Raw genomic sequence first — 22,989 nt, 5'->3', positions numbered from 1 at the left:
TCGCCGTGCCGGACGCCCGCCGTGAGGCCGTAGGGTTACGGGATCGAGCACCGCAGTTCGACGGCGCACCGCGGCTCTTGCACCTGGGACCACCACGAAACAGGAAGAAGGACGGCGACCATGACGACGGTTCCCCTGCCGACCGAAGAGACCCGCTGGCGCTGCACCCTGTGCGGCAACCTGACCCGCTTCGACGTGACGCGCTCCTCGAAGGTCGTCGAGTACGTCCATCTGGACCTCGCCGGGGAGTCCAGGGTCGAGGAGCGCGAGGTGCTCAGTGAGACCATCGACTCGGTCCGCTGCCGCTGGTGCAACGCGGTGGACCAGATCGAACTGGTGGCCAAGCCGGGCGCCGAGTCCTGACGGGACGGCGCGGACGACAGTAGGGGTGACGGATCGTGGAGCAGCCCGCGCACGGTGGTGAACCGGCCGGCGCGGCAGGTGACGCCGCCGAGCGGCTCGACCATCCCCTGCCGGAGGGGGTGCGGCGGCGGGTGGTCGCGCTGGTCGCCGACGCCTTCGGCGGCCTGACCGTCGCCGAGCTGCCCGCGCCCCTGCGGCAGTACGCCCGCTTCACCGCGAGCCGGCGCGCCAAGTTCGCGGGCAACGCGATGGCCGCCGCGCTGGAGGGCGACCCGATCTTCCGGCAGCGGATCGGCGAGCGCTTCAAGCAGGCCCAGCCGGAGCTGGCGGGGGCCGTGGAGACCGGTGCCCCGCCCGCCGCCGCCGACCCGGTCGACGTGGCCGCGGCGGCCTACGTGCTCCGCCCGCCGGGCTGGGCCAAGCTGGTGGCCGCCGCCGGCGAGGAGGTCCAGCGGGCCGACGCCGAGCGCGCCGACGAGGCGGGCCGGCGCGAGCTGGAGCGGCTGCGCGAGGAGCTGGCCGCCGCCCGCGAGCGGACCCGGGGCGAGACCGAGCAGCTCCGGCACGACCTGGAGGCGGCCCGCAAGGAGGCCGAGTCGCTCCACCGCAAGCTGCGCGGCGCGCAGAGCGACGTGAAGCGCGGGGAGGCGGCGCTGCGGCGCGCCCACGCGGAGACCGAGGCGGTCCGGGCCGAGTCGGCCGCCCAGGTGTCGGCGGCGGAGAGCGAGTCGCGGCGGCTCAAGGCCCGGCTCGGCGAGGTCGAGGCGGCCCTGGAGGCGAGCCGCCGGGCCGCCCGCGAGGGGCGCTCGGTGGAGGACATGCGGCTGCGGCTGCTGCTCGACACGGTGCTCGACGCGGCGCAGGGGCTGCGGCGCGAACTGGCCCTGCCCCCGGTGTCGGTGCATCCGGCGGACACCGTGGACGCGGTGGAGCCGGGGCGGATGTCGCCGAAGGACATCGCGGCGCGGGCGCTGTCGGAGACCGATCCGGCGCTCCTGGACCAGCTGCTGTCGCTGCCGCAGACCCATCTGGTGGTGGACGGCTACAACGTCACCAAGACCGGCTATCCGACGATGCCGCTGGAGAAGCAGCGGCTGCGGCTGCTGGGCGGGCTCTCCGCGCTGGCGGCCCGCTCGGGGGCCGAGGTCACCTGTGTCTTCGACGGGGCGGAGCTGGCCGCGCCGGTGCTGCTGGCGCCGCCGCGCGGGGTGCGGGTGCTGTTCTCCAAGCCGGGCGTGACGGCGGACGAGCTGATCCGCCAGCTGGTCCGGGCGGAGCCGCCGGGCCGGCCGGTGGTGGTGGTCTCGACCGACCGCGAGGTGGCCGACGGAGTGGCCAAGGCGGGCGCGCGCCCGGTGGCGTCCGCTCTGCTCCTCAAGCGGCTTTCGCGGCTTTCGTCGTGATCTTTCCGTAGGCTCAACTCTTGAGTCTTATGCCCGGATTGTGGGTGGCGGACCGTCAAGTGGCGGTCACGTGCGGTGCGATGTCTGTGAACAAAGTGCTGCGTGACCGATATTTTTGCTGACGGGATTTGAACTGATCACAACTCGGTCACTAGGGTCGGGGCTCGAACCTCCGCGCGGTTGATCGCCCATCCGGGTGATCCGCGGGGAACCGCCTGCCCCTGACCGGCCGGGCGGCTCGAGGAAGAAGGAGCTCGCCTTCGTGGCGTCCCACCGTCGACCCAAGCAGCCGAGCCGCACCCGTGTGACCGTGCTCACCGCGACCGCCGCAGCCGCCGTCGCGTTCTCCGCCCAGGGAGCCCAGGCCGCCCCCAAGCCGAAGATCGACGAGGTCAAGTCCAAGGTGGACGACCTCTACCACGAGGCCGAGGAAGCGACCGAGCAGCACAGCCAGGCCGAGGAGCGCCGCGGCCAGCTCCAGAAGGAGATCGGGCAGATCCAGGACCGCGTGGCGCGCGGCCAGCAGGAGCTGAACACCCTCCGGGACCAGATCGGTTCGGTCGCCAGCGCCCAGTACCGCTCCGGCGGCATCGACCCGGCGCTCCAGCTCTTCCTCTCCTCCGACCCGGACACGTACCTGGAGAAGGCGTCCGCCATCGGCCGGGTCACCGACCAGCAGGCCGACGTCCTCGCCTCCATCCAGGACAAGCAGCGGGCCCTCGCCCAGCAGCGCGCCGAGGCCACCGCGAAGCTCGCCGACCTGGAGGACGTCCGCAAGACCCTCGGCGAGAAGAAGCGGAAGATCCAGAGCAAGCTCGCCGACGCCCGCAAGCTCCTCAACACGCTGACGGCCGCCGAGCGCGCCCGCATCGACCAGCAGGAGCGCGAGCAGGTCCAGCGCGCCAGCCGCGATGCCACCAGCAGCCGCCCCGACCTCGGCAACGAGGCCCCGGCCAGCGGCTTCGGCGCCGCCGCCCTCTCCGCCGCCGCCACCCAGATCGGCAAGCCGTACGCCTCCGGCATGGAGGGCCCCGGCTCGTACGACTGCTCCGGCCTGACCCAGTGGGCGTACGGCAAGGCGGGCATCAAGCTCTCCCGCGTCACCTACACCCAGCAGAACGACGGCGTGAAGATCGGCCGCAGCCAGCTCAAGCCCGGCGACCTGGTCTTCTTCAACGGCCTGTCGCACGTCGGCCTGTACGCGGGCAACAACACGATCCTGCACGCCCCCAAGCCGGGCGCCTACGTCCGCTACGAGTCCATGAACTACATGGGCACCTTCCAGTTCGGCGTCCGCATCGCCGGCTGACCCGCCCGGCGGGCCGCCCGAACGGGTGGTTCGCCGCGGCCCTCGCTGACCTGACGCCCCGCCGGTGACCTCGTGATCTCCGGCGGGGCGTCACGTCGTGCGCCCGGCGCCTTCGTTGGACGGGACGGGGGGAGCGGCTACTGTCTGCCGCGCCAGTCCGCACGAGCCGAACGGAGCGCGAAGCCGTGGCGTCCCACCGACGACCCGCCCGGGTCACCGTCCTCACCGCAGCCGCCGCGGCCACCGCGGCGGCCTCCCTCGGCGCCGTCCCCGCGAGCGCCGACCCGGGCACCGCCACCGAGGGCGTCCGCGCCAGGGTCGACCGCCTCTACGAAGAGGCCGAGCGCGCCACCGAGAGCTACAACAAGGCCGACGAGAAGGCCGACGCCCTGCGCCGCCAGGTCCACCGGGCCCAGGACGGCCTGGCCCGCGGCCAGGAGCGGGTCAACCGCATGCGGGGCGCCCTCGGCTCGCTCGCCGGGGCCCAGTACCGCTCCGGCGGCCTCGACCCCGCCCTCGTCCTGCTGCTCTCCTCCGACCCCGACAGCTACCTCGACCGCGCCTCCGCCCTCGACCGGGCCACCGCCCGGCAGAGCACCGCCCTCACCGAGCTGCGCCGGGAGAACCACCGCCTCGACCAGGAGCGCGCCGAGGCCCGCGCCGCCCTCGGCGAACTGGAACGCAGCCGCGCCGAGGTCGCCCGCCACAAGCGGACCGTCGAGGGCAAGCTCGCCGAGGCCCGCCGGACCCTCGCCTCCCTCACCACCGCCGAGCGCGCCGACTACGAGCGGGCCTCCCGCTCCGGCGGCCGCGCCGCGGGCCCCGGCGAGGGCCTGCTCCCCCCGGCCGACCTCGGCGGCACCGACGCGCGGGCCGCCGCCGCGGTGCTCGCCGCCCGCAGCGCCGTCGGCAGGCCGTACGTCTGGGGCGCCACCGGCCCCTCCGCCTTCGACTGCTCCGGCCTGATGGTCTGGTCGTACCGGCAGGCCGGCGTCAGCCTGCCCCGCACCTCCTCCGCCCAGCGCTACGCGGGCCGGCGCGTGCCGCTCTCCCAGATCCGCCCCGGCGACCTCGTCACCTACCGGGGCGACGCCAGCCACGTCGCCATCTACGCCGGGAACGGGCAGGTCATCCACGCCCCCTACCCCGGCGCCCGGGTCCGCTACGACCCGGTGAACATGATGTCCCACGTGACCGTCACCCGGGTCTGACCCGCCCGCCGTCCGCCGCCCGGAGGCGGGCCGCCGTCACCCTTCCGTACGATCGACGGCGTGGCGGAACAGGCGAGCGGGGCACGACGGCCGGGCACCGTGCTGCTCGCCCTGCTCCTCGCCCTGGCCGCCCTCACCGGCTGCGGCACCGCCGCCCGCCCCGCCGACCCGGCGCTCGCCGAGGTCCGCGCCCTCCTCGACCGGCACGCCGCCGCCCTCCTCGCCCGGGACGAGGCCGGCTGGCTCGCCGACGCCGACCCCGCCCACCGGACCGCCGCCCGCACCGCCTTCCGCCGGCTCGCCGCCGTCCCGCTCGCCGGCTGGGCCTACCGGGTCACCGGCCTCGACCGGACCGGCGGGGACCGGCTCACCGCCCGCGTCGACCTCGGCCACCGCGTCGAGGGCTACGACCGGGGGCCGCTCACCACCGCCCGGACCGTGGACCTCGCCGCCCGGGGCGGCCGGTGGTACGTGACCGGCGACCGGCCCGCCGAGGGCGCCCCCGACCTCCTCTGGGACCAGGGCGAGGTCACCGCCGTCCGCGGCGCCCGCTCGCTCGTCCTCGGCTCCGGCCAGGACCGGGAGCGGCTGACCGAGATCGCCCGCCTCGCCGACCGGGCCGTGCCCGCCGCCGGCGCGGTCTGGCCGGAGTCCTGGCCCCGCCGGGTCCTCGTCCTCGTCCCCGCCGGCCTCGACGGCATGGGCGGCCTGCTCGCCGCCGACGCCGCCGCCTACCGGGGCACGGCCGCCGTCACCACCGGCGAGACCACCGGCCGCGCCGACGCGCCCGCGGACCGGGTGATCGTCAACCCGGAGGCGTACGGGATGCTCGGCGACTTCGGGCGGCAGCTGGTCCTCACCCACGAGACCGTCCACGTCGCCACCCGCGCCCACACCTCCGCCGCCACCCCGGTCTGGCTCTCCGAGGGCTTCGCCGACTGGACCGCCTACCGGGGCACCGGCCGCACCCCCGCCGAGGCCGCCCCCGAACTGCGCCGGGAGGTCCGCGCCGGGAACCCGCCCGCCGCCCTCCCCGAGGACGGCGACTTCTCCTTCGGCGGCGACGCGGAGGCGGTGGGCCGGGCCTACGAGAGCGGCTGGCTGGCCTGCGCGATGATCGCCGACCGCTGGGGCGCCGACCGGCTGACCGCCTTCTACCGGGAGGTCGGCGCCCACCCGGGCCGGTCCGGCGCCGTCGAGAGCGCCCTGCGCGAGGTCCTGGACACCGACCCGGACCGCTTCACCGCGGACTGGCGTTCCTATCTGCGGGAAAAACTGTCCCAATGATGGTCGGATATTTATTTCATATTCTTCGAGAATGGTGAGGTCATCGTATTCTCAAAGGGCCGATCGGTGGTCGGTGAACATTTTTCCACCCGGCCCGGCGGGACTCGGATACTTTCGATCCGGCGAAAGTCGCCGACGGAAGGGGAGAACGATGTCCACGCGAAAGAACCTGGCCTCCGTCCTGCTGTCCACGGTCGTGGCGGGCGCCGGAGTCTTCGCCATGACGGCACCGGCACAGGCATCCGTCCCGGGAACCGAGCAGTTCAAGAACGTCGCCACGGGCTTCTGCCTCGACAGCAACGCCAACAAGCAGGTCTACACCCACGGCTGCAACAGCGGCTCCTACCAGAAGTGGACGGTCTCGTCCGTCAGCGGCGGCTACACCGTGAAGAACGTGGCCACCGGATTCTGTCTGGACAGCAATGCCGGCAAGCAGGTCTACACGCACGCGTGCAACGGCGGCAGCTACCAGAAGTGGGTCATCCGCCGCAGCGGCGCGGGCTACGTCCTGAAGAACGTGGCCACCGGCTTCGTGCTCGACAGCAACGCCGGCAAGCAGGTCTACACGCACACCGCCAACAGCGGGAACTACCAGCGCTGGAGCTGACCGCCGCGCGGTGACCCCATGAGGAGGGCCGGGCCCCGGGGGCCCGGCCCTCCGGCCGTCACCAGAGCGACGGCGCCGGCCCGCCGGGCACCCGGCGCAGCAGGACGATGCCGCTGCGGCTCTCGACCAGGCGGTAGCCGTCGAGCTTCGGCGCCGGTGCCTCCAGCGCCGCGCCGACGGCGCACTCCGGGTCGCTCCGGTCGGCGGTGTCGTAGATCACCCACTCGGGAGCCTCCACCGGCGGGAAGGCGCGGGCGTACAGACACACCTCGGTCACGGTGGTCCGGTTCGCGAGCTGGGCGGACAGCCGGTTGGAGGAGGCCACGCCCGCCCCGTCCGGGATCCTCGCCAGGAGCGCGTCCCCGGCTCTGACCTGCGCGGAGACGACCCAGGTGCGGGGCGCGACCAGCTCGTGCAGGGGATGGGTGAAGAAGGTGACGGCCGTGACCGCCGCGCCGACCGCGCAGGCGGCCCGCAGCCGGCGGACCGGGAACCGGCCGGTGGCGACGGCGTGCACGGCCGCCGCGAAGGCGATCGGCATGAGGACCGCGCTGTAGTGGAAGCCCGTCCCCCAGTAGAACGGGTTGGCCGAGGCGAAGCGCCAGGCGAGGGTCGGCAGCACGATCAGCAGCAGCGGCGAGCGCACGGCCAGGAACCCGGTCGGGGCCACGATCAGGAGCACCGTCAGCCACTTGACCGGCGGCCAGAAGAAGCCCGCCGCCTGCGCCGGCAGGCCCGCCTCCTCGCCCGTCTGGGGCGGCCAGTACGCGAACTGCCCGACCGGATTGAAGTAGGGCAGCGCCACCAGCATCGCGAACGCCGTCGCCGCGAGCCCGAACACGGCCAGGGCGACACCGGTGCGGCGCGGCCCCTTCCAGGCGACGTACGCCCCGATCGCCGCGACCGTCAGCCCCAGGTCCTCCTTCACCAGCGTCAGTGGAAGCGCCCAGAGGACCGCCGCCCGCCACCGCTCCTGCCCCAGCATGCACACGGACACCGCCACCAGCGGAACCGCGAAGGCCACCTCGTGGAAGTCGAAGAAGATGAGCGAGGCCAGCCCCCAGGAGGCGCCGTACGAGACGCCGACCCAGAGGGAGAACCGGGCGCCGCGCGCCCGGGCGGCCCACTCCATCAGGGGGATCACGGAGAGGGCGACCAGCAGTCCCTGGCAGACCAGCAGGGTGTAGGGCGAGGGGAAGACCTTGTAGACCGGCGCCAGCAGGACCAGGATCGGGTGGAAGTGGTCGCCGAGCGTGTTGTACTCCGGCCCCTTGAGGGAGGAGTACGGGGCCGTGAGGTCGGCGTACGACTGGATGATCTGGGTGAAGATGCCGAGGTCGTACCCGGTCGTCAGGTTGACCGCGTGGCGTCGCATCGACAGCGTCAGATAGACGGCGAGGAACCCCGCCGCCACCAGCAGGGTCTGCCGCGACGGCCACCCCGCGAAGACCCCGTGCCCCTCCTGCCCGGCTGCTGTTCCGCGGCCCGCGCCCGCGCGCCGCGGGGGGGAGTCGACCGACGAGTTCGGAGTGCGCATGGAGGATGTGAACCTAACGGGGGGACGGGCGGTGGGGCGGGGCGGCGGCCGGGCTCAGGCGGATCCTGCCAGGACCTTCCGGTTCTCCCGGGACGGGCCCGGCAGCGGTGCGGCCGGCTCCGCGGCCGGCTCGGTCACGGTGTGCCGCCACAGGATCCGGCACGCCGACACCGCCGCGGCGAGCAGCAGGGCGTTGCGGACGAAGAGCACCGCGATCCCCAGCGGACCGCTCTCGTTCACGTGCGAGAACCAGACGGGGAACTCGAACTGGGTGACCGCGGTCGCCCACAGCACCAGATGCGCGGGGCGCCGCATCCGGCTCGACCGGTAGGCCAGGCAGACCGCGGCGGCGCCGACCAGCCAGACCATGTACTGGGGCGAGATGACCCGGCTCGTCACGGTGAAGAGGAGCACCGCCGTGAAGGCGGCGTCCGCGGTCGTGGAGGCCGCGAACCGGCGCGCCCGGAACCGCCACAGCAGCAGCCAGCCGAAGGTGAGCAGGGTCAGCACGAGGGCGGTCGTCGAGACCCAGGAGACGTACGGGCCGAGGAACTCCATCGACCCGTAGTTCATCCGGGCCGTGCCCTCCCAGCCGAAGTGCCGGGCCACGTGGAAGACCATCGCGCCCATCGACTCGATCTCCGTGCCCCGCTCGCTCTGGTTCGACAGGAACGACAGCGAGCCCGGCGCCCAGATCGCGCACACCAGCAGCGTGCCCGCCGCGCCGGCCGCCGCCGTACCCCAGGACAGCCGGGTGGCACGGCCCTTCGGGGTCCCCGCCAGGAGCAGCGCGGGCCATATCTTCATGAAGGCCCCCAGCGTGATCAGCGCACCGAACAGCCGGGGCCGGCTGGTGCTCGCCAGCAGGCCCGCGACGGCCACCGCCGTCACCATGATGTCGAAGCGGGCGTACGCCGTCGGCCCAAGGAGCGGCAGCGCCGCGAGCCACAGCCACGCGCCCCGCGTCGACCGCCCCGGACGGCGCCCGGTGCGCAGGAGCAGCCCCAGGATCAGGGCGTCGCACAGCAGCGCGGCCACGAAGAAGCCGGCCGTGTAGTCGAGGAAGGGCAGCAGCGCGGGGGTGAGGACGGGGAGCGCGGCCCCCGGCGGGTACTGCCAGGTGACGTCCGCCCGCGGGTACTCGCCCGTCCTCAGGAGCTCGAACCAGCTCCGGTAGATCTGCTCGACCTCGAAGGTCACGTCGGGCCCCGGCACCACGACGACCTTGAAGGCGCAGAGCAGGAGGAGGAGCCGGGTCAGGCCCCACAGTGCGAGGACGAGTCGCAGATCCGTGCGCGGGCCGGTCCCCGATGCGCCCGTCATACCTGTCCTGTTCCTGTCCTGTCGGTCCGCTCGCGCGGAGGGGGGAAGGTGCCGGGCGGGGTGTCCTCGCGTGCCATCACGTACTGTCTGTCACGATGCACAAGACCCTGATCGTAACGAACGACTTCCCGCCGCGTCCCGGGGGAATCCAGGCGTTCCTGCACAACATGGCGCTGCGACTGGACCCCGACCGGCTCGTGGTCTACGCCTCCACCTGGAAGCGAGGCCGCGAGGGAGCGGAGGCCACCGCTCTGTTCGACGCGGAACAGCCTTTCACGGTTGTCCGGGACCGCACCACCATGCTGCTGCCCACCCCCCGGGTCACCGCGCGGGCCACCGCCCTGCTGCGCGAGCACGGCTGCTCCTCGGTCTGGTTCGGCGCCGCCGCGCCCCTCGGCCTGATGGCCCCCGCGCTCCGCCGGGCCGGCGCCGGGCGGCTGGTCGCCACCACCCACGGGCACGAGGCCGGCTGGGCCCAGCTGCCCGCCGCCCGGCAGCTCCTGCGCCGCATCGGCGAGGGCACCGACACGATCACCTACCTCGGCGAGTACACCCGCTCCCGGATCGCCTCCGCGCTCACCCCGGCCGCCGCCGGCCGCATGGTGCAACTGCCGCCCGGCGTCGACGAGAAGACCTTCCACCCCGGCTCCGGCGGCGACGAGGTCCGGGCCCGCCTCGGCCTCACCGACCGCCCGGTCGTCGTCTGCGTCTCCCGGCTCGTCCCCCGCAAGGGCCAGGACACCCTGATCCGGGCCCTGCCCGCGATCCTGCGCCGGGTGCCCGACGCGGTCCTCCTGATCGTCGGCGGCGGCCCGTACGAGAAGGACCTGCGCCGCCTCGCCGCCGAGACCGGGGTGGCCGCCTCGGTCCGCTTCACCGGCGCCGTCCCCTGGGCGGAGCTGCCCGCCCACTACGGCGCGGGCGACGTCTTCGCCATGCCCTGCCGGACCCGGCGCGGCGGCCTGGACGTCGAGGGCCTCGGCATCGTCTACCTGGAGGCGTCCGCGACCGGCCTGCCGGTCGTCGCCGGCGACTCGGGCGGCGCCCCCGACGCCGTCCTCGACGGCGAGACCGGCTGGGTCGTGCGCGGCGAGTCCGCCGAGGAGGCCGCCGACCGCGTCGCCACCCTCCTCCTCGACCCCGCGCTGCGCGCCCGCATGGGGGAGCGGGGCCGGGCCTGGGTGGAGGAGAAGTGGCGCTGGGACCTGCTGGCCGAACGGCTCAGGGAACTCCTCTAGGACCTGCGAAGGGGCCCGGCGCCGATGCGCCGGGCCCCTTCCGCACGTCCGCCTACTTGGCGTAGATCGCCTCGATCTCGTCCGCGAACTCCTTCGCCACCACGTTCCGCTTCAGCTTCAGGGACGGCGTGATGTGGCCCGCCTCCTCCGTGAACTGGGCGCCCAGGACGCGGAACTTGCGCACCGACTCCGCCTTCGACACCGCGGCGTTGCCGTCGTCCACCGCCCGCTGGACCTCCGCGAGCAGCTCCGGGTCCTCGCGCAGCGCCGCCGCCGTGGTGCCGGCCGGCTTGCCGTGCTCGGCGGCCCAGCGGCCCAGGAACTCCTCGTCCAGGGTGACCAGCGCGCCCACGAAGGGCCGCCCGTCGCCGACCACCATGCACTCGGCGACCAGCGCGTGCGCCCGGATCCGGTCCTCGATGACCGCCGGGGCGACGTTCTTGCCGCCGGCCGTCACCAGGATCTCCTTCTTGCGGCCGGTGATCGCCAGGTAGCCGTCCTCGTCGAGGGTGCCGATGTCGCCGGTGTGGAACCAGCCGTCCGCCAGCGCCTCGGCCGTCGCCGCCTCGTTGTTCCAGTACTCCGAGAAGATGTGCTCGCCGTGCAGCAGCACCTCGCCGTCGTCCGCGATCCGCACCACCGAGCCCGGCAGCGGCTGGCCCACCGTGCCGATCTTCGGCCGGTCCCACGGGTTGAAGGCGGTCGCCGCGCACGACTCCGTCAGGCCGTACCCCTCCAGGACGGTGAAGCCGATGCCCCGGAAGAAGTGGCCGAGCCGCTCGCCCAGCGGCGCGCCGCCGGAGATCGCGTACTCGCCCCGCCCGCCGAGGACCGCCCGCAGCTTGCCGTAGACCAGCTTGTCGAACAGCTTGTGCCGCAGCCGCAGGCCCAGCGACGGGCCCCGCGGGGTGGCCAGCGCGCGGCTGTAGGCGATGGCGGTGAGCGCCGCCCGGTCGAAGATCCTGCCCTTGCCGTCGGCCTGCGCCTTGGCCCGCGCCGAGTTGTAGACCTTCTCGAAGACGCGCGGCACGCCCAGGATCAGCGTCGGCCGGAAGGAGGCCAGCTCGTCGGTGAGGGTCTTGATGTCGGGGAGGCAGCCGAGGCGGATCGGGGCCATCACCGAGGCCACCTCGATCAGCCGGCCGAAGACGTGCGCGGCGGGCAGGAAGAGGAGCACGGAGGACTCGCCGGTACGGAAGAGGGGCTTCAGCCGCTCCACCACGTTGCCGCACTCGGCGAAGAAGGCCCGGTGGGTCAGCACGCAGCCCTTGGGGCGGCCGGTGGTGCCCGAGGTGTAGACGATCGTCGCCGGGTCGTCCGCCGTCGCCGCCGACATGCGGGCGTCCAGCGTCTCGTCGGAGACGGTCTCGCCGTCGGCGGTGAGCCGCGCGACCGCCCCGTCCTCGATCTGCCACAGGCCGGTGAGGGCCGGCAGCCCGTCCCGTACGGACTCCACCGACGCCTGGTGCGCGGCGGTCTCCACGATCGCCAGCGAGGCGCCCGAGTCGCCGAGGATCCACTGGATCTGCTCCGGCGAGCTGGTCTCGTACACCGGCACGGTCACCGCGCCCGCGCTCCAGATCGCGAAGTCGAGGAGCACCCACTCGTACCGGGTCCGGGAGAGCAGCGCGACCCGGTCCCCGACCTCGACCCCGGCCGCGACCAGGCCCTTGGCGACCCCGCGCACCTCGGCCAGGAAGGCGGTGGCGGTCACGTCCGACCAGCCGTCGCCGGACTTGCGGGCCATCACGACGGCGTCCGGATGCTGGGAGGCGTTGCGGCGGATGAGATCCGTCAGGTTGCCGTCCGAAGGGACCTCGTACAGGGCCGGAAGGCTGAACTCGCGCAAGACTGCTGCTCCTCATCGGGCTCCGGTGCCACGGCTCTGTGGTGGGTGCACCGGTGCGGTCCATCATCGGGCAGGTGCTCGGTGGGGGTGAGCACGACTGTGGACTGCCCGGACGTTACCCACCAGTACGCGGTTCCCGATAGGGGGTCCCGGCCAGATGTTCCGTGCGTCACACCAGCGTGACGGCCCTCTCGGCACAGTAATCCACGGCTTTCCCGACTCCCAAGTAATCGCAGGTCCGACCGGGACGGCACCCCCTAGGGTGGGGCCATGCGAGTCCATGTGGTCAGCGACGTGCACGGCAACGCGGAGGCCCTCGCCCGGGCGGGGGACGGCGCCGACGCCCTCATATGCCTGGGCGACCTCGTCCTCTTCCTCGACTACGCCGACCACAGCCGCGGCATCTTCCCCGACCTCTTCGGCACCGCCAACGCCGACCGGATCGTCGAGCTGCGCACCGCCCGCCGCTTCGACGAGGCCCGCGACTTCGGCCGCTCCCTGTGGGCCGGGCTCGACGTCGACCGCGAGACCGCCGTCGAGGGCGCCGTCCGCCGCCAGTACGCCGAACTCTTCGCCGCCTTCCCCACCCCCACGTACGCCACCTACGGCAACGTCGACATCCCCGCCCTCTGGCCCGAGTACGCCCGCCCCGGCACCACCGTCCTCGACGGGCGGCGGATCGAGCTCGGCGGCCTCACCGTCGGCTTCGTCGGCGGCGGCCTGCACAGCCCGATGCGCACCCCGTACGAGATCTCCGAGGAGGAGTACGCCGCCAAGGTCGAGGCCCTCGGCGAGGTCGACGTCCTCTGCTCCCACATCCCGCCCGACGTCCCCGACCTCACCTACGACACCGTCGCCCGCCGCTTCGAGCGCGGCAGCCGCGCCCTCCTCGACGCCATCCGCCGCGTCCGCCCCCGCTACGCCCTCTTCGGCCACGTCCACCAGCCGCTGGCCCGCCGGATGCGGATCGGCGCCACCGAATGCGTCAACGTCGGCCACTTCGCCGCCACCGGCCGGCCCTACGCCCTGGAGTGGTGAGCGGGCCCGTCACCGGCGCGGGGTCGCGGGCGCGATAGCCTGCCACCGGCACGTGTGTGCCCTTCGTACGTCCGCCGGACCGCACAGTGGAGGAGCCACCGCGATGGCCGAACACACCAGCTCCAGCATCACCATCGAGGCGGCCCCGGCCGCCGTCATGGGTGTGATCGCCGACTTCGCCCGCTACCCCGACTGGACCGGCGAGGTGAAGGAGGCCGAGGTGCTCGCCACCGACGCCGCCGGCCGCGCCGAGAAGGTCCGCCTCCTCCTCGACGCCGGCGCCATCAAGGACGACCACACCCTCGCCTACACCTGGACCGGCTCCGACGAGGTCAGCTGGACCCTGGTCAAGTCCCAGATGCTCCGCTCCCTCGACGGCTCCTACCGGCTCGCCGACCTCGGCGGGAACCGCACCGAGGTCACCTACCAGCTCACCGTCGACGTCAAGATCCCCATGCTCGGCATGATCAAGCGCAAGGCCGAGAAGGTCATCATCGACCGCGCCCTCGCCGGCCTGAAGAAGCGCGTGGAGTCCGGCGCCTGAGCCGCCGCGGGGCCGCGATAGCGTCACCCGCATGCGGATCATCCTTGTCACCGGGGCCGGCGGCGCCGGACGCAGCACCGTCGCCGCGGCGACCGCCCTCGCCGAGGCCCGCGCCGGCCGGCGCGTCCTCCTCGTCCCGGACGGCGACCCGGGCGACGGCCTCGGCGCGGGCCCCGACGCCGACTCGGGTGACACGCCGGGTGACGCCCCGGGCGCCGGCCCCGGGGACGGTACGAGCGGTGGCACGGGCGCCGGCCCCGGCGCCGGTACGGAGGGCGGTCCCGGAGACGGTACGAGCGGCGGTCCGGAGGGCGGTCCCGGCGCGCTCACCGTGCTGCGCACCGACCCCGCCGCCGGATTCCGGCGCGAGTTCCTCGCCCTCCAGGACCGCTCCGGCACCCTCTTCGACCTGCTCGGCGCCGCCCCCTTCGAGGACGCCGAACTCACCGAACCCCCCGGCAGCCGGCAGTTCGCCCTCCTCCGCGCCCTGCGCGAGGCCGCCACCGGCGACCACGACACCGCCGTCGTCGACCTCCCCCCGCTCCACGACGCCCTCGCCGTCCTCGCCCTCCCCGCCCAGCTCCGCCGCTACCTCCGCCGCCTGCTCCCCGCCGAACGCCAGGCCGCCCGCGCCCTGCGCCCGATGCTCGCCCAGCTCGCCGGCGTCCCCATGCCCGCCCAGTGGCTGTACGAGACCACCGCCCGCTGGGAGAGGGAGCTCGCCGCCGTCCAGGCCCTCGTCGAAGCCCCCGGCACCACCGTCCGGCTCGTCCTCGACCCCGGGCCCGACGCCGCCCGCGTCCTGCGCGACGCCCGCCTCGGCCTCGCCCTCCACGGCCTCGCCCTCGACGCCGTCCTCGCCAACCGGCTGCTCCCCGCCGCCTCCCCCGACCCCTGGCTCGCCGCCCTCGCCGACCGGCAGCGCCACCACCTGGAGGCCCTGCGCGCCACCGCCGGGGACCTCCTGAGCGCCCTGCCCCACCTCGGCCCCGACCCGCACCGCCCCGCCGACCCCGCGCTGCTCGCCGCCCTGCCCGACCCGCACCGCCCCGCCGGACCGCCCGCCCCCGCGCCCCGCGTCGAGGACCGGCTCGCCGAGGACGGCGTCCTCGTCTGGCACCTGCCGCTGCCCGGCGCCGTCAAGGGGGAGCTCTCCCTCGTCCGCAGGGGTGACGAACTGCTCCTCGGCGCCGGACCCTTCCGCCGCGCCCTCGACCTCCCCGCCGCCCTGCGCCGCTGCACCGTCACCGGCGCCGGCCTCGTCGACGGCGACCTCCGCATCCGCTTCACCCCCGACCCCGGCCTCTGGCCCAGGCCCTCCTGACCGGCGCCCCCGGCGTGTACCGTCGAAGGAGGGAAGCGACGGAGGAGTACGCCATGAGCAGCGATCCGGACGCCTGGGCGAAGGCGTGCGCCGAGGACCTGGAGGCGGAGAAGGCCCGCCGCCGGGCGGAGCGCGGGGACGAACCCGGCTCGCCCGCCGAGGAGTTCCGCCGCCTCTTCGAGGCCGTCGCCGAGAAGATCACCGGCACGGCGCCTCTCCTCGGCGGACTCGGCGGCCCCGCCGCCCAGGCCGCCGAGACCGTCACCGAGACGGTCAAGGGCCTCGTCGAGCAGGCCAGGGCCGCCGTCGAACCGGTCATCGAGCGCAACCCCCGGGTCTTCGACCACCTCGCCGCCGCGGGCGGCGAACTCCTCGCCGCCTACCGCTCCGCCGTCGAGGGCCACGAGACCCGCTGGACCCGGGGCCCCGGCCCCGCCGGGGACGACCCCCGCGGCGACGACGACGGCGGCCCCGCGGCTCCCCCCGCCGGCCGCCCCATCGACCTGGACTGATCGGTAGCCCCCCGCCCCTCGGGTACGGTGGGCCCTAGCGGGGCTCGACCGAAAACTGAGGGACACATGGGACTCACCATCGGCGTCGACATCGGCGGCACGAAGATCGCGGCCGGCGTGGTGGACGAGGAGGGCAGCATCCTCGACACCCACACCGTGCCGACCCCGCCGACCCCCGAGGGCATCGTCGACGCGATCTGCGCGGCGGTCTCCGAAGCCGGCAAGGGCCACCCGATCGAGGCCGTCGGCATCGGGGCCGCGGGCTACGTCGACGACAAGCGCGCCACCGTCCTCTTCGCGCCCAACATCGACTGGCGGCACGAACCGCTCAAGGACAAGGTCGAGCAGCGCGTCGGCCTCCCGGTCGTCGTCGAGAACGACGCCAACGCCGCGGCCTGGGGCGAGTACCGCTTCGGCGCCGGCCAGGGCCACGAGGACGTCATCTGCATCACCCTCGGCACCGGCCTCGGCGGCGGCATCATCATCGGCAACAAGCTGCGCCGCGGCCGCTTCGGCGTCGCCGCCGAATTCGGCCACATCCGGGTCGTCCCCGACGGCCTGCTCTGCGGCTGCGGCAGCCAGGGCTGCTGGGAGCAGTACGCCTCCGGCCGCGCCCTCGTCCGCTACGCCCGCCAGCGCGCCGCCGCCACCCCCGAGAACGCGCGGGCGCTGCTCGCCCTCGGCGACGGCACCCCCGAGGGCGTCCAGGGCAAGCACGTCAGCGAGGCCGCCCGCGCGGGCGACCCGGTCGCCATCGACTCCTTCCGCGAACTGGCCCGCTGGGCCGGCGCCGGCCTCGCCGACCTCGCCTCCCTCTTCGACCCGTCCGCCTTCATCGTCGGCGGCGGCGTCTCGGACGAGGGCGAACTCGTCCTCGACCCGATCCGCAAGTCCTTCCGGCGCTGGCTGATCGGCGGCAGCTACCGCCCGCACGCCCAGGTCCTCGCCGCCCAGCTCGGCAACAAGGCCGGCCTGGTCGGCGCGGCGGACCTGGCCCGCCAGGGCTGACCTCCGCCACCACCCGCCCGGCCGATGCCCGCCGCGCCCCCGCCCGGGGCGAGGCGGGCATCGGCCCGCGCGGCCCCGCCGGACCGGACGCGCGGCCCCGGCACGCTCCCCGGCACGCTCCCCGGTCCGGTCCGATCGGGAGGAAACGCCCTAGGGTGACCCCATGGCCCCCGACGAGACCGGCGTGCTGCCCGCTTCCCGTACCGAGCCGGACGGTTCGGCCGTGGTCCGGGTCCTCAGCTACAACATCCGCTCGATGCGCGACGACGAGGCCGCCCTCGCCCGGGTGATCAGCGCCTGCGCCCCCGACGTCGTCCTCGTCCAGGAGGCGCCGCGCTTCTTCCGGTGGCGCAAGCACGCCGCCCGGCTGGCCGCCGGGAGCGGGCTCGTCGTCCTCTCCGGCGGGGCCACCGCCGCCGGACCGCTGCTGCTCTGCTCGCTGCGCGCCACCGTGGAGCGGACCGAGGACGTCCTGCTGCCGCTCACCCCCGGACTCCACCGGCGCGGCCTCGCCACCGCCGTCGTCCGCTTCGGCGCCGCCCGCCTCGGCCTCGTCAGCTGCCACCTGAGCCTGCGCGCGGACGAGCGCCACGCCCAGGCCGGACTCGTCCTCGACCGGGTCGCCGCGCTCGGCACCCCGTACGCGATCGTCGCCGGCGACCTCAACGAACGGCCCGGCGGCCGGGCCTTCACCCGGCTCACCGGCACCCTGCGGGACGGCTGGGAGGCCGCCCCGTGGGGCGGCGAGCACACCTGGACCCCCGCCGACCCGCACCAGCGGATCGACGCGATCCTCGCCACCCCCGGCGTCGAGTTCCTCGGCTGCGGGGTCCCCCCGGACCTCGACCCCGCCGACCTGACCGCCGCCACCGACCACCTGCCGGTCCTCGCGGCGGTCCGGCTCCCCGCCCCCGCTCCCGGCCCCGGCCCCGTCGTCTAGGAGACGGTCACACCACCGCGCCGCGGCCCGGGTCGTCGTAGCCGTCGTCGTCCTCGTCGTCGCCCTTCATGCGGGCGACCAGGGTCACGAAGCCGCCCAGGAAACCGCCGACGCACAGGGTGGTCAGCCACCACGTCATGTCCCACTGGAGCAGCACCGCGAGCAGCATCAGGACCGGGCCGCCCACCACCGCAAGCCAGGCGAACTTCGTCGTCGTGTCGGCCTCCGGCAGCGGCGGCGGCTCCGGCGGCACGAAGTGCCCCTCGTCCGCCGAACCACCGGAACCCGCCGCGCCCGCCGGGCCCGCGTCCGGCTCCGCCAGGCTGTAGTCGCGCGGACCGCCCGGCCGGACCCCCGGCGCGAAGGTGATCGAACTGCCCAGCGCCGGCCGCCCGTCCTCCGGTTCGTCCGCGTCGGGACCCGGCTCGTCCGGCTCCGCCTCCCGCTTGCGCAAGGGCGGCTTCACCGTGTCCTTCGGGTCCTTCGTGTTCTCCGCGCCGGGCGCCCCCGGAGCCGGCGCCGGGGGCTCCTCGGCCTCCGGCAGCGCCAGGTTCTCGACGGGCCGGAAGGGCCGCGTCCCCGGCGGGTCCGCCGGCTCCTCGCCGTACCCCGCGACGATCGCGGCCCACGCCGCCTCCTCGTCGATGGGCTGCGGCTCCCGCTCGCCGCCGTCCTGCTGGTCAGCCACCGCTCCTGCTCCCCTTCCCGCCCACGGCCTCCGGGGCGAGGCGCTCGACGAACGCCAGACTCTTCTCGAAGATCAGCTCCGCGTCATGGTCCAACGTCGCCACGTGGTAACTCTGTTCCAGCAGCACCTCCTCGACGTCGGTCGAGGAGACCCGGCTCAGCACCCGGGCCGAGTCGGCCGGCGGCACCACGTGGTCCCGCGGGCTGTGCAGCAGCAGGAGCGGCTGCGTGACCTGCGGCAGCTCGCCGTCGACGAGCCGGAAGAACTCCCGCAGCGAGTGCGCCGCGTGCAGCGGCACCCGGTCGTAGCCGACCTCGGTGACGCCCTCCTTCGCGATGTCGTTGGCGACGCCCTTCGTCGTCGGCACCAGGTGCCGGACCACCGGCAGGGCGTGCGCGGCCAGGCCGTGCACCTTGTTGCCCGGATTGACCAGGACGACGCCGCGCACCGCGTCGCCGTGCTTGGCGGCCAGCCGCAGCGTCAGCGCCCCGCCCATGGAGAGGCCGAAGACGAAGACGGCCGAGCAGCGGGCGGTCAGCTCGCGCAGCGCCCGGTCCACCTCCGCGTACCAGTCCTGCCAGCCGGTCAGCTGCATGTCCTGCCAGCGCGTGCCGTGCCCGGGGAGCAGCGGCACCGAGACCGTCAGGCCGCGCCCGGCCAGGTGTTCGGCCCACGGGCGCATCGACTGCGGGGAACCGGTGAATCCGTGACAGAGAAGAACGCCGACCTCTCCGCCGTCATGGCGGTACGGCTCGGCTCCGGGAAGGACCGGCACCGGGGTCTCCTGTTCGATTCGCGTCCGGCGCGCGCGGGGCGCCCGGGACGTACGGCGATATGGGGGAAGGACCTTCACCGTACGCGACCGGACCGACACCGACCAGGGCCGCAGCGGGGGCCGCGCGCCGGTACGGGATAAAGTCGTCGCCACGGCACACGGAAGGCATGACGAGTTGATCTACGGCGCAATGAAGTTCTCCATCGGGGGCTCCCTCAAGCTGGCCTTCCGGCCCTGGGTCGAGGGCTTGGAGAACATTCCCGCCGAGGGCCCCGCGATCCTCGCCAGCAACCACCTGTCGTTCTCCGACTCCTTCTTCCTCCCCGCCGTCCTGGACCGCAAGGTCACCTTCATCGCCAAGGCCGAGTACTTCACCACGCCCGGCGTGAAGGGCCGGCTCACCGCCGCCTTCTTCAAGGGCGTCGGCCAGCTCCCGGTGGACCGTTCGGGCGGCCGCGGCGCCGGCGAGGCCGCCATCCGGGCCGGCATCGAGGTCATCGAGGGCGGCGGCCTCTTCGGCATCTACCCCGAGGGCACCCGCTCGCCCGACGGCCGCCTCTACCGGGGCAAGCCCGGCGGCCTGGCCCGGGTCGCGCTGGCCACCGGCGCGCCGGTCATCCCGGTCGCCATGATCGACACCGAGAAGATCCAGCCGCCCGGCAAGATCGTCCCCAAGCTGATGCGGCCGGGCATCCGGATCGGCAAGCCGCTCGACTTCTCCCGCTACCACGGCATGGACGGCGACCGCTTCATCCTCCGCTCGGTGACCGACGAGGTCATGTACGAGATCATGAAGCTCTCCGGCCAGGAGTACGTCGACATCTACGCGACCGCCGCCAAGCGGCAGATCGCGGAGGCCGAGAAGGCCGCCAAGGAGGCCGTGAAGGCCGAGATCGCGGCCCGCGAAGAGTCCGGCGCCTGACGCTCCCGGCCGGGAGCGCGTCCACGGGGGGTGGGGAAGATGGCCCGACGCGAACGCGTCGTACGGATGTCGGTCGAGCAGCCGCTGTGGCGGGCGCTGACCGGCTACCGGATCCTGACCATGGTCTACGCGGTGCTGATCTTCCTCACCGGCCGGGACCGGTACGAGCGCCCCTGGATCGCCGTCGCCTACCTGGCGGTGCTCTGCGTCTGGACCCTCGCCACCCTCCCCAAGGTGGCCAACGCGGCCCACTGCACCAAGCGCTTCCTCGCCGCCGACCTCACCGTCGCCCTCACCGGCATCCTCCTCACCCCGCTCGCCGACGCCCACGCCCAGTCCGTCGACGGCCCCACCCTGCCGTCCATATGGACCGCCGGCTCCGTCCTCGCCTTCGCCATCAAGGGCGGCTGGCGCTGGGCCGCCTTCGCCTCCTCCCTGGTCGCCGTCGCCAACATCGTCGAACGCGTCCACCCCAGCCGGGACACCGTCCACAACGTGGTCCTCGTCTGGGTCGCCTCCATCGCCATCGGCTACGTCGTCGAGGTCGCCCGCGCCTCCGAGCGCACCCTCGCCCGCGCCCTGGAGATCGAGGCCGCCACCCGGGAGCGCGAGCGGCTCGCCCGCGACATCCACGACAGCGTCCTCCAGGTCCTCGCCATGGTGCAGCGGCGCGGCACCGCGCTCGGCGGCGAGGCCGCCGAACTGGGCCGGATGGCGGGGGAGCAGGAGGTCGCCCTGCGCACCCTCGTCGCCGGCGGCCTCACCCGGACCAGCCACGTCTCCGAGGACGCGGCCGAGGGGGCCGTGGTCCGGGTCGTCGAGGTGGACGACGACCCCGGCGACGCCGCCCCCGTCGACCTGCGGACCCTCCTCGCGCCGCGCGCCGGCGCCCGGATCACCCTCGCCGACCCCGGCGTGCCCGTCCCGCTGCCCGGCGCCGCCGCGCGCGAACTGGCCGCCGCCGTCGGCGCCGCCCTGGACAACGTCCGGGTGCACGCGGGCGCGGACGCGCGCGCGTGGATCCTGGTCGAGGACTGGGACGACGAGGTCGTCGTGACCGTCCGGGACGACGGGCCGGGCATCCCCGAGGGGCGGCTCGCCGAGGCGGAGGGCGAGGGCCGGATGGGCGTCGCCCTCTCCATCCGGGGCAGGCTGCGCGACCTGGGCGGCACGGCCGAGCTGATCTCGGTCCCCGGGCAGGGCACCGAGGTCGAACTGAAGGTCCCGCGACCGCCGCGGGGCGCGCGGGGGAAGGCAGGAGAGAAGTGAGCGAGTCGCAGTCGGGGCCGGAGCAGCGGCCCATCAGGGTGATGGTCGTCGACGACCACCCCATGTGGCGGGACGCCGTCGCCCGGGACCTCGCCGAGGCGGGCTTCGACGTGGTGGCCACCGCCGGGGACGGCGAGCAGGCCGTCCGGCGGGCCCCCGCCGTCTCCCCGGACGTCCTCGTCCTGGACCTGAACCTGCCCGCCAAGCCGGGCGTCCAGGTCTGCAAGGAACTGGTCGGGACGCTGCCCGGACTGCGGGTCCTGGTGCTGTCCGCGAGCGGCGAGCACGCCGACGTCCTGGAGGCCGTGAAGTCCGGCGCCACCGGCTACCTGCTGAAGTCGGCGGGCGCCGAGGAGCTGATCGACGCGGTGCGCCGCACCGCCGCGGGCGACCCGGTCTTCACCCCGGGCCTGGCCGGACTCGTCCTCGGCGAGTACCGCCGGCTGGCCTCCGAGCCCGCCGCCCCGGCCGGCCCGGACGAGCCCGCCGCGCCCCGGCTCACCGACCGCGAGACGGAGGTCCTGCGGCTGGTCGCGAAGGGCCTCAGCTACAAGCAGATCGCCGAGCGGCTCGTCATCTCGCACCGCACCGTGCAGAACCACGTGCAGAACACCCTGGGCAAGCTCCAGCTGCACAACCGCGTCGAGCTGGTGCGGTACGCGATCGAGCGCGGCCTCGACGAGGGCTGAGCCCGCCGGGGGCGGGCCGGACCGGGGCACGGCCGGGCCCGCGCCACGCCGGGCGGGCCCCCGGGGCGGGCCGTATATTCGCGCTTGTACGGACATGCGCGCAGGTGCGGCCCGCCGCCGTGACGAGGGGAAGACCGTGGAGATCCTGGCATTCGGGGTGCAGGCGGACGAGAAGCCGCTGATCGAGAAGGCGTTCGCGGGCCATCACGACGTCCGCTGCCTCGACGTCTTCCTCACCGAGGACACCGCCCCCATCGCGGCCGGCTACGAGGTGATCTCCACCAGCGTCAACGCCAGCCTCGACCACCGGGTCCTACAGACTCTGGCGGCCGGCGGCACCCAGATGATCGCCCAGCGCTCCACCGGCTTCAACAACATCGACCTGGAGGTCGCCGAGCGGCTCGGCCTCACCGTCGCCCGGGTCTCGTACTACTCGCCGTACTCCGTCGCCGAGTTCGCCTGGACCCTCGCGATGGCCGTCAACCGGCGGATCGTCCGCGCCTCCAACCGCACCCGCGACTTCGACTTCCGCCTCGACGGCCTCATGGGCCGCGACATGCGGGGCCGTACCGCCGGCGTCCTCGGCACCGGAAAGATCGGCGAGGCGTTCGCCCGGATCGCGCACGGCTTCGGGATGCGGCTGCTCGGCTGGGACGTCGCCGAGAACCCCGCCTGCGCCGAGCTGGGCATGGAGTACGTCGACAAGGACCGGCTGCTCGCCGAGGCCGACCTGGTCAGCCTCCACGTGCCGCTGCTGCCCGCCACCCACCACCTCATCGACGCCGCCGCCCTGCGGTCCATGAAGGACGACGCGATCCTGGTGAACTCCAGCCGGGGCGGCCTCGTCGACACCGAGGCCCTCGTCACCGAGCTGCGCGCCGGCCGCTTCACCGGCGTCGGCCTCGACGTCTACGAGGCCGAGGCCGGCCTCTTCTTCCTCGACAAGTCCCTCGCGGGCGTCGAGGACGACACCCTGGCCCGCCTGGTGACCTTCCCGAACGTGGTGGTCACCAGCCACCAGGCGTACTACACGCTGGACGCGGTCGGCCAGATCATCGACACCACGGTCCAGAACGTCCTCGACCACCTCGCCGGGCGGCGCGGCGAGAACGTCCTGGTCCCGCGCCTCACCCGCTAGACCGGGAAAGCCGCC

At 74.3% G+C, this 22,989-nt stretch carries 22 protein-coding genes; 17 read left to right on the top strand and 5 right to left on the bottom strand.

Going from position 1 to position 22,989, the window contains the following annotated elements; all coding sequences use genetic code 11:
* Positions 1-120: 120 nt before the first annotated feature.
* The 6 genes from IE219_RS14515 (at position 121) to IE219_RS14490 (ending at position 6,180) form a co-directional block, all read left to right on the top strand.
* Positions 121-363: a hypothetical protein gene (locus IE219_RS14515; RefSeq protein ID WP_189977189.1), complete on the top strand. Its 243-nt coding sequence runs from the start codon at positions 121-123 to the stop codon at positions 361-363.
* Between the two features lie 35 nt (positions 364-398).
* Positions 399-1,766, top strand: a complete 1,368-nt coding sequence (locus IE219_RS14510; protein ID WP_189977187.1) for an NYN domain-containing protein — start codon at positions 399-401, stop codon at positions 1,764-1,766.
* A 262-nt stretch (positions 1,767-2,028) separates the two neighbouring features.
* The gene (locus IE219_RS14505) at positions 2,029-3,075 is read left to right on the top strand and encodes a C40 family peptidase (RefSeq protein WP_189977185.1); all 1,047 of its coding nucleotides are present in this window, start codon (positions 2,029-2,031) and stop codon (positions 3,073-3,075) included.
* Between the two features lie 185 nt (positions 3,076-3,260).
* A complete protein-coding gene (locus tag IE219_RS14500; RefSeq protein WP_189977184.1) occupies positions 3,261-4,286 on the top strand; it encodes a C40 family peptidase in 1,026 nt (341 codons plus the stop codon).
* Positions 4,287-4,346: 60 nt separating this feature from the next.
* Positions 4,347-5,573, top strand: a complete 1,227-nt coding sequence (locus tag IE219_RS14495) for a hypothetical protein (protein WP_189977182.1) — start codon at positions 4,347-4,349, stop codon at positions 5,571-5,573.
* A gap of 151 nt (positions 5,574-5,724) precedes the next feature.
* Positions 5,725-6,180, top strand: coding sequence for an RICIN domain-containing protein (locus IE219_RS14490; RefSeq protein ID WP_229849757.1), 456 nt, complete (start codon positions 5,725-5,727; stop codon positions 6,178-6,180).
* 58 nt (positions 6,181-6,238) lie between these two features.
* Here IE219_RS14490 and IE219_RS14485 read toward each other — a convergent pair whose 3' ends face one another.
* Positions 6,239-7,717, bottom strand: coding sequence for a DUF2079 domain-containing protein (locus tag IE219_RS14485; protein WP_189977180.1), 1,479 nt, complete (start codon positions 7,715-7,717; stop codon positions 6,239-6,241).
* 54 nt (positions 7,718-7,771) lie between these two features.
* A complete protein-coding gene (locus tag IE219_RS14480) occupies positions 7,772-9,040 on the bottom strand; it encodes a glycosyltransferase 87 family protein (protein ID WP_189977178.1) in 1,269 nt (422 codons plus the stop codon).
* 95 nt (positions 9,041-9,135) lie between these two features.
* Between IE219_RS14480 and IE219_RS14475 the strand changes: the two genes are divergently transcribed.
* Positions 9,136-10,278 carry a glycosyltransferase family 4 protein gene (locus IE219_RS14475; RefSeq protein ID WP_189977176.1) on the top strand — a complete coding sequence of 381 codons (1,143 nt, stop codon included), beginning with the start codon at positions 9,136-9,138 and terminating at the stop codon, positions 10,276-10,278.
* Positions 10,279-10,330: 52 nt separating this feature from the next.
* On the opposite strand, the gene IE219_RS14470 is transcribed toward IE219_RS14475, so the two are convergent.
* Positions 10,331-12,127 carry an AMP-dependent synthetase/ligase gene (locus IE219_RS14470; RefSeq protein WP_189977174.1) on the bottom strand — a complete coding sequence of 599 codons (1,797 nt, stop codon included), beginning with the start codon at positions 12,125-12,127 and terminating at the stop codon, positions 10,331-10,333.
* A 270-nt stretch (positions 12,128-12,397) separates the two neighbouring features.
* Between IE219_RS14470 and IE219_RS14465 the strand changes: the two genes are divergently transcribed.
* From IE219_RS14465 to IE219_RS14440, 6 genes are all read left to right on the top strand, one after another.
* Complete coding sequence (locus IE219_RS14465; RefSeq protein ID WP_189977172.1) at positions 12,398-13,165, top strand: metallophosphoesterase family protein; 768 nt, start codon at positions 12,398-12,400, stop codon at positions 13,163-13,165.
* Between the two features lie 103 nt (positions 13,166-13,268).
* Positions 13,269-13,709, top strand: coding sequence for an SRPBCC family protein (locus IE219_RS14460; protein WP_189977170.1), 441 nt, complete (start codon positions 13,269-13,271; stop codon positions 13,707-13,709).
* Between the two features lie 31 nt (positions 13,710-13,740).
* Positions 13,741-15,033, top strand: coding sequence for an ArsA family ATPase (locus IE219_RS14455; RefSeq protein ID WP_189977168.1), 1,293 nt, complete (start codon positions 13,741-13,743; stop codon positions 15,031-15,033).
* Between the two features lie 53 nt (positions 15,034-15,086).
* Entirely contained in the window at positions 15,087-15,545 is a 459-nt protein-coding gene (locus IE219_RS14450; protein ID WP_189977166.1) for a DUF5304 family protein, read from the top strand.
* Between the two features lie 66 nt (positions 15,546-15,611).
* Entirely contained in the window at positions 15,612-16,553 is a 942-nt protein-coding gene (locus tag IE219_RS14445; RefSeq protein WP_189977164.1) for an ROK family glucokinase, read from the top strand.
* Positions 16,554-16,716: 163 nt separating this feature from the next.
* The gene (locus IE219_RS14440; protein WP_189977162.1) at positions 16,717-17,493 is read left to right on the top strand and encodes an endonuclease/exonuclease/phosphatase family protein; all 777 of its coding nucleotides are present in this window, start codon (positions 16,717-16,719) and stop codon (positions 17,491-17,493) included.
* Positions 17,494-17,500: 7 nt separating this feature from the next.
* Here IE219_RS14440 and IE219_RS14435 read toward each other — a convergent pair whose 3' ends face one another.
* Entirely contained in the window at positions 17,501-18,181 is a 681-nt protein-coding gene (locus tag IE219_RS14435; protein WP_189977160.1) for a hypothetical protein, read from the bottom strand.
* Complete coding sequence (locus IE219_RS14430; protein ID WP_189977158.1) at positions 18,174-18,956, bottom strand: alpha/beta hydrolase; 783 nt, start codon at positions 18,954-18,956, stop codon at positions 18,174-18,176. Before IE219_RS14430 ends, IE219_RS14435 begins: the two co-directional genes overlap by 8 nt.
* 190 nt (positions 18,957-19,146) lie before the next feature.
* Between IE219_RS14430 and IE219_RS14425 the strand changes: the two genes are divergently transcribed.
* The 4 genes from IE219_RS14425 to IE219_RS14410 all read left to right on the top strand — a co-directional run bounded on the left by IE219_RS14425 (position 19,147) and on the right by IE219_RS14410 (position 22,974).
* The gene (locus IE219_RS14425) at positions 19,147-19,878 is read left to right on the top strand and encodes a lysophospholipid acyltransferase family protein (protein WP_189977156.1); all 732 of its coding nucleotides are present in this window, start codon (positions 19,147-19,149) and stop codon (positions 19,876-19,878) included.
* A gap of 39 nt (positions 19,879-19,917) precedes the next feature.
* Entirely contained in the window at positions 19,918-21,147 is a 1,230-nt protein-coding gene (gene macS / locus IE219_RS14420; protein ID WP_189977154.1) for a MacS family sensor histidine kinase, read from the top strand.
* A gap of 41 nt (positions 21,148-21,188) precedes the next feature.
* Complete coding sequence (locus tag IE219_RS14415; protein ID WP_189977333.1) at positions 21,189-21,836, top strand: response regulator; 648 nt, start codon at positions 21,189-21,191, stop codon at positions 21,834-21,836.
* Between the two features lie 136 nt (positions 21,837-21,972).
* Complete coding sequence (locus IE219_RS14410; protein WP_189977152.1) at positions 21,973-22,974, top strand: 2-hydroxyacid dehydrogenase; 1,002 nt, start codon at positions 21,973-21,975, stop codon at positions 22,972-22,974.
* The last annotated feature ends 15 nt before the right edge of the window (positions 22,975-22,989 follow it).

It is taken from the genome of Streptomyces termitum, from assembly GCF_014650175.1.
GTDB lineage: Bacteria > Actinomycetota > Actinomycetes > Streptomycetales > Streptomycetaceae > Streptomyces > Streptomyces termitum.
This window is presented reverse-complemented; position numbering and strand designations above follow the sequence as displayed.